Source organism: Rhizobium moroccans, from assembly GCF_057559155.1.
Genome location: NZ_JBHFJG010000027.1, coordinates 1 through 10669, shown reverse-complemented (window position 1 = coordinate 10669; position 10669 = coordinate 1). Strand labels below are relative to the sequence as shown.

General features: G+C 62.9%; 10 protein-coding genes. 8 read left to right on the top strand and 2 right to left on the bottom strand.

The annotated features are described in order from the left end of the window. Window positions 1–143: 143 nt before the first annotated feature. Genes pstC through phoB form a run of 5 tightly spaced genes read left to right on the top strand, consistent with a single transcriptional unit; the run spans window position 144 to window position 5242 of the window. Complete coding sequence (gene pstC, locus ACE04I_RS15395; protein ID WP_487207267.1) at window positions 144–1628, top strand: phosphate ABC transporter permease subunit PstC; 1485 nt, start codon at window positions 144–146, stop codon at window positions 1626–1628. Further along, window positions 1625–2944, top strand: a complete 1320-nt coding sequence (gene pstA / locus ACE04I_RS15390; RefSeq protein WP_046794153.1) for a phosphate ABC transporter permease PstA — start codon at window positions 1625–1627, stop codon at window positions 2942–2944. The genes pstC and pstA overlap by 4 nt, the downstream gene beginning before the upstream one ends. A gap of 14 nt (window positions 2945–2958) precedes the next feature. Continuing rightward, complete coding sequence (gene pstB / locus ACE04I_RS15385; protein ID WP_046794154.1) at window positions 2959–3774, top strand: phosphate ABC transporter ATP-binding protein PstB; 816 nt, start codon at window positions 2959–2961, stop codon at window positions 3772–3774. A 41-nt stretch (window positions 3775–3815) separates the two neighbouring features. Continuing rightward, complete coding sequence (gene phoU / locus ACE04I_RS15380) at window positions 3816–4535, top strand: phosphate signaling complex protein PhoU (RefSeq protein ID WP_046794155.1); 720 nt, start codon at window positions 3816–3818, stop codon at window positions 4533–4535. Window positions 4536–4558: 23 nt separating this feature from the next. Then, entirely contained in the window at window positions 4559–5242 is a 684-nt protein-coding gene (gene phoB, locus ACE04I_RS15375) for a phosphate regulon transcriptional regulator PhoB (RefSeq protein ID WP_046794156.1), read from the top strand. A gap of 15 nt (window positions 5243–5257) precedes the next feature. Here phoB and ACE04I_RS15370 read toward each other — a convergent pair whose 3' ends face one another. Together ACE04I_RS15370 and ACE04I_RS15365 are read right to left on the bottom strand one after the other, a co-directional pair. After that, a complete protein-coding gene (locus ACE04I_RS15370; protein WP_046794348.1) occupies window positions 5258–6151 on the bottom strand; it encodes a phosphotransferase family protein in 894 nt (297 codons plus the stop codon). Between the two features lie 155 nt (window positions 6152–6306). Further along, the gene (locus ACE04I_RS15365) at window positions 6307–6837 is read right to left on the bottom strand and encodes a GcrA family cell cycle regulator (protein WP_046794157.1); all 531 of its coding nucleotides are present in this window, start codon (window positions 6835–6837) and stop codon (window positions 6307–6309) included. A gap of 406 nt (window positions 6838–7243) precedes the next feature. On the opposite strand from ACE04I_RS15365, the gene ACE04I_RS15360 reads away from it, so the two are divergent. The 3 genes from ACE04I_RS15360 to ACE04I_RS15350 all read left to right on the top strand — a co-directional run bounded on the left by ACE04I_RS15360 (window position 7244) and on the right by ACE04I_RS15350 (window position 10596). Further along, window positions 7244–8440, top strand: coding sequence for an aspartate aminotransferase family protein (locus ACE04I_RS15360; protein ID WP_046794158.1), 1197 nt, complete (start codon window positions 7244–7246; stop codon window positions 8438–8440). A 52-nt stretch (window positions 8441–8492) separates the two neighbouring features. Further along, window positions 8493–9410 (top strand): ornithine carbamoyltransferase, encoded by a 918-nt coding sequence (argF, locus tag ACE04I_RS15355; RefSeq protein WP_046794159.1) that lies wholly within the window; start codon window positions 8493–8495, stop codon window positions 9408–9410. 196 nt (window positions 9411–9606) lie between these two features. Next, window positions 9607–10596, top strand: a complete 990-nt coding sequence (locus tag ACE04I_RS15350) for an Hsp33 family molecular chaperone (protein ID WP_046794160.1) — start codon at window positions 9607–9609, stop codon at window positions 10594–10596. Window positions 10597–10669 lie beyond the last annotated feature (73 nt).

The window sequence follows — 10669 nt, the reverse complement described above, 5'->3', positions numbered from 1 at the left end:
CCTTGACCGGCCCCCCCGGGTTTTGCCGGCTGCGGCACGATAAAGATCTCAAGTATTGTCATCGCCGGCTGTGCTCCGGAAACAGCTATTGACGCGCCATGGCATCGTGAATGTCGGCGCATGGCATGCCGAGGAAGCTTCTTATGAATACTTCGATCCTTTTGCTGATCCTGGCGTTGATCGGCATTGCCAGTTATCTCGCGGGCACGCGCCGGGCGGTTGCGCTTGCCGGAGGCCGTTCGTCCGACATGCATTCGCGGCCGGGCTATTACGGTTCCTATGTCCTGATCTGGGCGCTTCTCCCGGCAGCTCTTGTTCTTGCCCTGTGGTTGGCCATCAGCCCGCTGCTCGTCAACTCGGCCGTCCGCAGCGAATTTCCCGAAGAAGTGCGTGCGCAGCCGCAAGCGTCCCAGAGCCTCGCTTATGGCATGGTCAGCACGATCGCGCGCGGGCTGCAGGTTCTGACGCCCGAGGAGCGGGAGCAGGTGACGGCGGGTACGGCGGATGTCCGGCCGCTTCTGGCGAGCAGGGGCGTGGCGATCGCCGGCGATCCCGAGCCCTATATGATAGAGGCTGCGCAGACCCTAAATGGCCTGAGTGCCACGAGCCGCTTCGGCATGATCGCCACCGTGCTGGCTGTTGCGATCGGCGGGCTGCTGCTTGCCTATCGAAGAATCGCGCCCCGTTTCCGCGCCCGTAATCAGGTCGAAAAGGTCATTCTCGGTGCGCTGGTCGTCGCCTCCTCCATCGCCATCCTGACGACCGTCGGCATCGTCTTCTCGATGCTGTCCGAGGCGATCCAGTTCTTCACCATGGTGCCGGCCTCCGAATTCTTCTTCGGCACCGTCTGGGACCCGCGCTTCGCGGCTGCCGGCGCGGCCGACTCCGCAGGCCAGTTTGGTTTGATCCCGCTCTTGGCCGGCACGCTCTATATCGGCGCCGTGGCCATGGCGGTCGCCGTTCCGGTCGGCCTTTTCTCGGCGATCTACATGGCGGAATACGCATCCCCGCGGTTCCGCTCGGTGGCAAAACCGCTGCTCGAAGTGCTCGCCGGCATCCCGACCATCGTCTACGGCTTTTTCGCGCTCACCACGGTCGGCCCGTTCCTGCGCGATATCTCCGCGCAGATCAACGAGCTTGCGACCGGCAACTACCAGAACTTCATCCAGGCCCAGAGCGTCATCACGGCGGGCTTCGTGATGGGCATCATGCTGATCCCCTATGTGTCCTCCCTTTCGGACGACATCATCACGGCGGTCCCCCGCGCGCTCCGCGACGGTTCGCTGGGGCTCGGCGCCACCAAGTCGGAGACCATCAAGCGCGTCGTGCTTCCGGCGGCCCTGCCGGGCATCGTCGGCGCCATCCTGATGACGGCCTCGCGCGCCATCGGCGAAACCATGATCGTGGTTCTTGCCGCGGGCGTTGCCGCGCGCATGCAGTTCGATCCCTTCGAGCCGATGACGACCGTGACGGTCAAGATCGTCAGCCAGTTGACGGGCGACCTCGAGTTCACCTCGCCGCAGACGCTGGTTGCCTTCGCACTGGGCATCACGCTCTTCACCATCACGCTCTGCCTCAACATCTATGCGCTCTATATCGTCCGCAAATACCGGGAGCAGTACGAATGACCGACGCAATCACTCCCGCAGCGATACCGGCCAGCGCGGCACCCCCGCGGCGCGATATCGGCATCAAGCGCCGCTACGCCGCCGAGCGACGTTTCCGCGCCTATGGAATTGCGGCCATTTCCTTTGGCCTCCTCTTCCTCTTCCTGCTCCTGTGGTCGGTTGTTTCGAAGGGCTATACGGCCTTCCAGCAGACCACGATCACCATTCCGGTGGAGTTCTCCGAGCAGATCATCGATCCGGATAACGAGCGGCAGACCGATCCCCGCAAGCTGATGACCGCCAACTATCCGAACGTGGCGCGCAACGCGCTCGCCAAGGTACTCGGAGTTTCGACCGATGACCGCGCGGCGCTTCGCGAGGTGAACGGTCTGATCTCGGACAGCATCCGCACGCAGCTCCGTGATATGGTCATCGCCAATCCGGCCATCATCGGCACCACGCAGACCGTTTCCCTGCTTGCGCACGGCAATGTAGACTCGATCTTCAAGGGGCAGGTCGATCTGACGGTCGGCGAGCAGAACCGCCGTATCAGCGATCGCCAGGTCGGCTGGATGAACGAGCTTTCGGCGAGCGGCGCGCTCGCCAAGCAGTTCAACGCCGGCATCTTCGTGAACGGCGCCTCCAGCCGTCCGGAAGCCGCCGGCGTCGGCGTGGCGCTGATCGGCTCCTTCTACATGATGCTGATCGTCCTGGTGCTCGCGCTGCCGATCGGGGTTGCCGCCTCGATCTATCTTGAGGAGTTCGCCCCGAAGAACAGGTTCACCGATCTGATCGAGGTGAACATCAACAATCTCGCGGCCGTTCCCTCGATCGTCTACGGTCTTCTCGGCCTCGCCGTCTTCATCAACTTCATGGGGCTGCCGCGCTCGGCTTCGCTGGTCGGCGGCCTCGTCCTGACGCTGATGACGTTGCCGACCATCATCATCGCCACCCGCGCGGCGCTGAAGGCAGTGCCGCCGTCGATCCGCGCTGCGGCTCTCGGCCTCGGCGCGTCGAAGATGCAGACGATCTTCCACCACGTGCTGCCGCTCGCCATGCCAGGCATCCTGACCGGCACGATCATCGGCCTTGCGCATGCGCTCGGCGAAACTGCGCCCCTGCTCTTGATCGGCATGGTGGCGTTCGTGGCAAACTATCCGACCACGCCGCTCGATCCTTCGACGGCGCTGCCGGTGCAGATCTACATGTGGGCGAACGAGGCGGAACGTGCCTTCGTGGAACGGACCTCCGGAGCGATCATCATCCTGCTCCTGTTCCTCCTGGTTATGAATGTCGGCGCAATTCTCTTGCGGCGCCGGTTTGAGCGGCGCTGGTAGAAGGAGTAGACACGATGAACATGATGTCGGAAGCCGCAGTTGAGAAGGCGTTGGAACAGAAGATGAGTGATGTTTCCCACAAGATGATCGGCAAGGATGTTTCTGTGTATTACGGCGAGAAGCGCGCGCTTTTCGACGTGAACCTGAACGTCCGGGAAAATACGGTGACGGCGCTGATCGGCCCCTCCGGTTGTGGCAAGTCCACCTTCCTGCGCTGCCTCAACCGCATGAATGACACGATCGAAAACTGCCGGGTGACGGGTAAGATCACGCTCGATACGGACGATATCTACGACAAGGAAATCGATGTCGTCGAACTTCGTGCCCGCGTCGGCATGGTCTTCCAGAAGCCTAACCCGTTCCCGAAGTCGATCTACGAGAACATCGCCTATGGTCCGCGCATCCATGGGCTTGCCAGAAACAAGGCGGATATGGACCAGGTGGTCGAGGCGAGCCTGCAGCGTGCCGGCCTCTGGTCGGAAGTGAAGGATCGCCTGCACGAATCCGGTACGGGCCTTTCGGGCGGTCAGCAGCAGCGTCTTTGCATCGCCCGCGCCGTCGCCGTCTCGCCGGAAGTCATCCTGATGGACGAGCCCTGCTCGGCGCTCGACCCGATCGCCACCGCCAAGGTCGAGGAACTGATCCACGAGCTTCGCGCCAACTACACGATCGTCATCGTGACGCACTCCATGCAGCAGGCTGCGCGCGTTTCCCAGCGCACCGCGATGTTCCATCTCGGCCAGCTCGTCGAGGAGAACGATACCGACAAGATGTTCACCAATCCGGATGACCAGCGCACCCAGGATTACATCATGGGCCGCTTCGGCTGATCGGGCGCTGGTGGTGACCCCCGAATTTTGAGGATAAGACCATGGCTTCGACACATATCCTGTCGGCTTATGACGAAGAGCTGAAATACCTGACGCGCCGCATCTCCGAAATGGGCGGCCTTGCCGAGCAGATGTGCGCGGATGCCGTCCGCGCGCTCGTCAATTCCGATACGGCGCTCGCCCAGAAGGTCATCTCGGACGACGTGATCCTCGATCACGCCGAGCGGGAGATCCAGGACAAGGCGATCGTCACGATCGCCAAGCGCCAGCCGATGGCCGCCGATCTGCGCGAAATCGTCGGCACGCTGCGCATCGCTGCCGACCTGGAGCGCGTCGGCGATCTCGGCAAGAATACCGCCAAGCGCGTCATCGCGGTTCAAGGCACCGGGGTCCCGCGCAAGCTCGCCCGCGGTATCGAGCACCTTTCCGAACTCGCGCTCGTTCAATTGAAGGAAGTGCTCGACGTCTTCTCCAATCGCTCCGTGCAGAAGGCCGAGGCCATCCGCCAGCGCGACGAGGAGATCGACGCGATGTATACGTCGCTGTTCCGCGAACTCCTCACCTACATGATGGAAGACCCGCGCAACATCACCACCTGCACGCACCTCCTGTTCTGCGCCAAGAACATCGAGCGCATCGGCGACCATGCGACCAACATTGCCGAGACCATCTACTACATGGCCACCGGCGCCCAGCCGGAGGGAGAACGTCCGAAGGATGACACGTCGAATACCGTCGGCGCAGTCCTGACCAATGAGTGAATGCTGACGGAGTAGAGGTGAGAATGCAGCCCAAGATCGTGGTCGTGGAAGACGAAGAAGCGCTGAGCGTGCTTCTTCGCTACAATCTCGAAGCCGAGGGCTACGAGGTCGATACCATCCTGCGCGGTGACGAAGCCGAGTTGAGATTGCAGGAACGTGTGCCGGACCTCCTGGTCCTCGATTGGATGCTGCCGGGCGTTTCCGGCATCGAGCTTTGCCGCCGGCTGCGCATGCGGCCGGAAACGGAGCGGCTTCCGATCATCATGCTGACGGCCCGCGGTGAGGAAAGCGAGCGGGTGCGCGGCCTCGCGACGGGAGCGGACGATTATGTCGTGAAGCCGTTCTCGACGCCCGAACTGATGGCCCGCGTAAAGGCCATGTTGCGTCGCGCCCGCCCGGAAGTGCTCTCCAGCGTCCTGCGCTGCGGCGATATCGAGCTCGACCGGGAGACACATCGCGTCCACCGCAAGAGCCGCGAAGTGCGCCTCGGTCCGACGGAATTCCGCCTCCTGGAATTCCTGATGGCATCGCCCGGCCGCGTCTTCTCGCGCTCCCAGCTTCTCGATGGCGTCTGGGGGCACGATATCTACGTGGATGAGCGGACCGTGGACGTGCATGTCGGCCGCCTGCGCAAGGCGCTCAATTTTTCCAACATGCAGGATGTCATCCGCACCGTCCGCGGCGCGGGCTATTCCATGGAGGCTTGAGCCTCGCCCGGCTGCTTACAGCGGCCGGGTGTTTGACTTGAAGCCCATGACGGACCTTGCCCAGAATTCCGCGCTCCGGATCATCGTCGGGGCGTGCTCGGGGTCGTCGGCAAGTTCGGCGAGCTCGGAAAGCCGGTGCATGCCGGAAAGGACCGCGACCCGCTTGCGGTCGATCCTCCGTCCCGTCTCCGCCTCGTAGGCGGTAATGATCCGCTCCGTCAGGTCCGATGAGACGAGATTGGAATAGATGAACTCCTGGTGCAGCGGTCCGAAGCCGGAATCGGCGAAGTCGTAGATGCCGTTCAGTTCCTGGTGCTCGTGGTCGAAGGCCATGTTCCAGCCATGGCCGTCGAAAAAGCCGTAAGTCTCGCCGTAGGGGTCCGGCTCCAGGGCTTCGAAAGCGTCGATTGTCGAGGCACCAAGCGCGCGCAGTTCCTCCGGCAAGGCGGGCAGGGCCTTGGCGCGGATTTCGGCAGGCGGGAACCAGGGCTTGATGGGCCTTGCGCCGGCCTCGGTCATGCGCCGGTCGTCGATCCTATGGAGCTCCGCATAGAAAAGCCCGAGCGCCTGGCCGAGTTTCTCCCTGGCCGCTTCGGGAAGCGCGTCATATTCCGCCGTCACCAGATGCTCGCCCGAAAGCTTTTCGTGTCTCGAGAAAAGCGGCGGGCTGGGGTGGATGCGTAAATCCGGCACAGGCAGCGAAACGGCGTGCCGGATCACCGCCAGCAATCCGGCTTCGCGCAACAGCCCCTCTTTTCCGGCCTCGTGTCGCGGAAACTTGAAGATCCAGCGATCGTCGACATCCACCGCCACGGAATCCCACCCGGCCATGGCGAGCCGAAAGGAGGAGCCGGCGAGATCGGGAAAGGCCGCGATGATAGCGGCGCGGTATGTGTCGAGGTCGGTCACTTCCATCTTTCAGGTCCCTTGCAAGTCCTCGAAAGAAAAAGCCGTCCAAACGGGTTTGGACGGCTTCGATGTCGCATTCGGTTCGGTAGTGCCAAGCTTAGAGCATGTCGCGCAAAAGTGTGAAGCGGTTTTGCGAAAACGACATAAGCAAAAACTTAGGCCCGGGCCGCTGCCTTGCGGCGATCATGCACTGGCTGGTAGGCAAGGCGGGCATGATAGTTGCAATAGGGCGAGGAATCCGGGCTGTCGCAACCGCAGAAGTGGAAACCTTCCTTGAGCGGGTCGCCGACCGGCCATTTGCAGGTGCGTTCCGTCAGCTCCGTCAGCGAGAGCCTGCGGGAGATCGGCACCACCACGTTGCGCGCGGGGATGAATTCCATCTCCTCGGCCGTATCGATCTCGATCTCTTCCTTCAGCATGGTCGCGCCGACAGCGCGGGCAACCGTGCGGGTGGTAACCCGGGACGCATAGTTCGGAGCGCGCGGAGCGGATGTGGTGCGCTTGGTGGCGCGGTTCGTGGCCACGGTGCCGCCGGCCTTTGCGCGGCCGGGCAGGCTGAGCCGGTGAACCTTGCCGATCACCGCGTTGCGGCTTACTCCGCCGAGCTGCGCCGCGATCTGGCTTGCGCTCAGGCCTTCCGACCACAGTCTCTTGAGTTTCTCGACGCGTTCGTCTGTCCAGTTCATGCCCGTTCTCCGCCTTTGGACGTTGCCGGCAGGCAGAATCCTTCACCCTTGGCTCGAAGTCATTCGAGCCAGCCACTACATCTATACGTTGGGTGACTAGTTCCGCCGCATGCAGTCTAGTAATTGATGTTTAACCTAGTGTGAGGCTGACTCCGTGGCAAGAGTCGGAGGAATCTGCGGGAATCGATTTCGGGGTTTTCCCCAACTTGCTTTCGGGGAGAGTCTTTTTTGTCACAGGTGGCGGTTGCGGCATGTGCCGCCGATAGCCCGAAAATGCCGAGCTTTTATTGACATCAATCCCCGAAATGGGGATAGTGCCCGCGCCGCCCTCCGGGCGGCATTTTTGATTTTTTTGCCACCGAGATCGCCTGATACGAAACGCGATTGCCGAAGGAGAAATGTCGCCATGGCCGAAGCCGCGCTCTACGACACCTATGCACGGGCGCCTCTGCGCTTCGAGCGAGGCGAAGGGGTCTGGCTGTTCACGGAGACGGGCGAGCGCTATCTCGATTTTGCGGCTGGCGTCGCGGTGAACTCGCTGGGCCACGCCCATCCTCACTTGGTGGAGACCTTGAAGAGCCAGGCGGAGAAGGTCTGGCACCTGTCGAACCTCTATGAGGTTCCGGGCCAGGAAACGCTCTCCCGCCGGCTGACCGCCGCGACCTTCGCGGATAAGGTCTTCTTCACCAATTCCGGCGCGGAAGCCCTGGAATGCGCGATCAAGACGGCGCGCCGCTACCAGTATTCCAAGGGGCACCCGGAGAGGTTCCATATCGTCACCTTCGAGGGCGCCTTCCACGGCCGCACTCTGGCGACGATCGCCGCCGGCGGTCAGGCGAAATATCTCGAAGGCTTCGGCCCGAAGGTCCAGGGCTTCGACCAGGTTCCCTTCGACGATCTCCCGGCTTTGAAGGCGGCTGTCACCGAGGCGACCGCGGCCATCCTCATCGAGCCGGTGCAGGGCGAGGGCGGTCTGCGCACGGTTTCCAAGGATTTCCTGCGGGCGCTGCGCGCACTTTGCGACGATAATGGCGTTCTTCTGATCTTCGACGAGGTGCAGTGCGGCGTCGGCCGCACCGGCAAGCTCTTCGCCCATGAGTGGGCAGGCGTGACGCCGGATATCATGGCGGTCGCCAAGGGTATCGGCGGCGGCTTTCCGCTCGGCACCTGCCTCGCGACGGCGGATGCCGCTTCCGGCATGGTCGCCGGTACGCACGGCACGACCTATGGCGGCAACCCGCTCGCCATGGCGGTCGGCAATGCTGTCCTGGATGTCGTGCTGGAAGATGGTTTCCTCGATCACGTCCGGGATGTGGCGCTGGTCTTTCGCCAGGGCCTGGCAAGCCTCAAGGACCGCTTTCCGGATATCGTGGAGGAAATCCGCGGCGAAGGGCTGATGCTCGGCATCAAGGCCAAGGTGCCGTCCTCCGAACTCCTGCTGGCGATGCGCGACGAGCACATCCTCGGCGTTCCGGCAGGCGACAACGTCATCCGGCTTCTGCCGCCGCTGGTGGTAACGGCGGAGGAGGCTCGCGAGGGTCTTGCCCGTATCGAAAAAGCGGCGGAAAAGCTCTCCGCCGCCCGCATGAAGAAATCGGCCTGAGGGCATTCGGAGGGGAGCATTTTCTGTTCCCTCTTCAAGGGAACAATTGGAAATGGCAGCACCGAAGCACTTTATCGATCTTTCCGCCATGTCCTCGCCGGACCTGCGCTCCATCCTCGAGGATGCCAAGAGCCGCAAGCAGGCGACCAAGGCGGGTACGGCTGAAAAGCCGCTGGCCGGCAAGATGCTGGCGATGATCTTCGAAAAGCCTTCCACCCGCACCCGTGTCTCCTTCGATGTCGGCATGCGCCAGCTCGGCGGCGAGACCCTCTTCCTGTCCGGCACGGAAATGCAGCTCGGCCGGGCCGAGACCATCGGCGATACGGCGAAAGTGCTTTCGCGCTACGTCGATGCGATCATGATCCGCACCACCGATCACTCCCGCCTCCTTGAAATGGCGGAGCACGCCACGGTGCCGGTCATCAATGCGCTGACGGACGATACGCATCCCTGCCAGATCATGGCCGATATCATGACCTTCGAGGAGCATCGCGGTCCGATCGCCGGCAAGACGATCGCCTGGACCGGCGACGGCAACAATGTGCTGCACTCCCTGGTGGAAGGTTCCGCCCGCTTCGGTTACCGCATGAACATGGCCGTGCCGATGGGCTCCGAACCGCATGACAAGTTCCTGAACTGGGCGCGCGACAACGGCGGCGATATCATGCTCTGCCATGATGCCGAGCGCGCCGTCGAGGGAGCCCATTGCGTGGTCACCGATACCTGGGTGTCGATGAACCAGGAGCACCGGGCGCGGGGCCACAACATCTTCCAGCCCTATCAGGTCAACGACGCCCTGATGAAGCATGCGGACAAGGACGCCCTCTTCATGCACTGCCTGCCCGCTCACCGCGGCGAAGAGGTCACCGACGAGGTGATCGATGGTCCGCAGTCGGTGGTTTTCGATGAGGCGGAGAACCGGCTGCACGCGCAGAAATCCATTCTCGCGTGGTGCTTCGGCCTGGTTTGACCCTGGGTTTGGCCGCGTCTTGAATTTTTTGGCCGCAGGTCCCATCTGACGGCTTTCCGAACCCGCCGTGCTTGGAAGAGCCGGCGGCGTTCCATCAATCGACATCGTCGACCCTTTTTCGTGCCGCTTGGCGGGTTCCGCTCGGCTTTGCGCATGTGTAAAACTCGGATTCGGGTCGGCGGCAAGGAGTAGAGTCATGGCGGAAGCGACTGTGGAACTGAACGATCTGAACCTCGCCGGAGACGACCGTGTCGTTCCCTTTCAGGTTGAGGGGCTCGACGTGCGTGGGCGGGCGGTGCAGCTTGGGCCGCTGTTGAACGCGATCCTCGGCCGTCACGATTATCCGCCGCCGGTTGCGCGCCTGCTGGCCGAGGCCGTGGTGCTGACCGCGCTTCTCGGCACGTCCCTGAAGTTCGATGGCAAGTTCACGGTGCAGACCAAGGGCGATGGCCCGGTCGATCTGCTGGTCGCCGATTTTTCCACGCCCGATGCCCTGCGCGCCTATGCCCGCTATGACGAGGAAGCGCTTGGCACTGCCATCGAGGAGGGCAAGATCTCACCGCCGGAGCTGCTCGGCCGTGGCGTGCTCGCCTTCACCATCGATCAGGGGCGGGGCATGCAGCCCTATCAGGGCATCGTGCCGCTCGACGGTTCCTCGCTGGAAGAGATCGCCGGCGTTTATTTTCGCCAGTCGGAGCAGATCCCGACCAAGGTGCGCCTCGGGGTCGCCGAGCTTTTCGATCGCGATGAGGAAGGCCGGCCGCGTCATAACTGGCGTGCCGGCGGCCTGGTCGCGCAATTCCTGCCGCAGGCGCCGGAGCGGATGCGCCAGCCGGACCTGCACGGTGGGGACGGCGACGAGCGCGATAGCGATCTTGCGACCGACGATGCCTGGGCGGAAGCCAGCACGCTGGTGGAAACCATCGATACGGATGAGCTGACGGACCCGCAGGTCGCGATCGAACGCCTGCTCTTCCGCCTGTTCCACGAGCGCGGGGTAAGGGTCTATGAGCCGCAGACGGTCCATGACCGTTGCAGCTGCTCGCGCGAGAAGATCAAGAGCGTGCTCGAAGGCTTCACGGCCGAAGAGATCGAGGCGAGCCAGGAAGACGGCCAGATCGCCGTCACCTGCGAATTCTGCTCGACCACCTACCGCTACGATACGGCGGAATTCGCCGCCGCGTGATTTCCAATGGCGGCGATGATGTGTGATTGCCCCTCACCCTAACCCTCTCCCCGTTTTGACGGGGAGAGGGGAC

Coding starts and splice junctions, on each gene's coding strand:
- pstC (WP_487207267.1), top strand. CDS start 144: ATGAATACTTCGATCCTTTTGCTGATCCTGGCGTTGATCGGCATTGCC.
- pstA (WP_046794153.1), top strand. CDS start 1,625: ATGACCGACGCAATCACTCCCGCAGCGATACCGGCCAGCGCGGCACCC.
- pstB (WP_046794154.1), top strand. CDS start 2,959: ATGAACATGATGTCGGAAGCCGCAGTTGAGAAGGCGTTGGAACAGAAG.
- phoU (WP_046794155.1), top strand. CDS start 3,816: ATGGCTTCGACACATATCCTGTCGGCTTATGACGAAGAGCTGAAATAC.
- phoB (WP_046794156.1), top strand. CDS start 4,559: ATGCAGCCCAAGATCGTGGTCGTGGAAGACGAAGAAGCGCTGAGCGTG.
- ACE04I_RS15365 (WP_046794157.1), bottom strand. CDS start 6,837: ATGAACTGGACAGACGAACGCGTCGAGAAACTCAAGAGACTGTGGTCG.
- ACE04I_RS15360 (WP_046794158.1), top strand. CDS start 7,244: ATGGCCGAAGCCGCGCTCTACGACACCTATGCACGGGCGCCTCTGCGC.
- argF (WP_046794159.1), top strand. CDS start 8,493: ATGGCAGCACCGAAGCACTTTATCGATCTTTCCGCCATGTCCTCGCCG.
- ACE04I_RS15350 (WP_046794160.1), top strand. CDS start 9,607: ATGGCGGAAGCGACTGTGGAACTGAACGATCTGAACCTCGCCGGAGAC.